Source organism: Aliivibrio sp. 1S128 (genome assembly GCF_001691065.1).
Lineage (GTDB): Bacteria > Pseudomonadota > Gammaproteobacteria > Enterobacterales > Vibrionaceae > Aliivibrio.
Genome location: NZ_MAJV01000148.1, coordinates 1 through 571, shown reverse-complemented (window position 1 = coordinate 571; position 571 = coordinate 1). Strand labels below are relative to the sequence as shown.

Annotated in this window: 1 protein-coding gene; it reads left to right on the top strand. The window is 31.9% G+C overall.

What is annotated here, in order from left to right:
* Nucleotides 1-43 precede the first annotated feature (43 nt).
* Nucleotides 44-553 (top strand): hypothetical protein, encoded by a 510-nt coding sequence (locus tag A6E03_RS18255; protein WP_065601464.1) that lies wholly within the window; start codon nt 44-46, stop codon nt 551-553.
* The last annotated feature ends 18 nt before the right edge of the window (nt 554-571 follow it).

Here is a 571-nt window from a genome sequence, read left to right as displayed (position 1 = left end):
TGTTATGCCAGCGTTATATTAAATATTTACAGGGACAGTAAGTATGAATGTTAGTAATTCGAATAAAAAAACAAGCTATGTGTTCAGCTGCTCTCTTTTAGCTTTATGCATACTTACCATTATTTCAATTGTAGTCTCTAGCCCTCCTGTTATTTATACTTATAAATCAGCTATATTTGCTCTGACATTTTCAGGTGTAATTGTCATAGTAACTATAGTGGAAGTTAAATTAAGAAAAATAAGAGGTTACTATCTGAAGCAAGCAGTAATTTCACTTTTTCCAAGCACTCTACTCATATTATTTTCAATCCCAACTTTTGCTTGGATAGAGTACAATTTTTCAGACTTTGTAATGCAGACAGTAGTTACTGTTGAGAGCAAAGAAACCAAGTATTATCGGAATAGCATTAGTTGCTATGAGTTGTCTCTGGGTAATGACTTTATAAACGGAAATCTTTGTGCTTCACCAAATATGTATGCGGAAAGTCAGCTCTATTCTTCTATAGAGATAACATACAAAAAATCACCTTTTGGCTATCTCATTAAAATTTAATATAACAAATGCATCAAC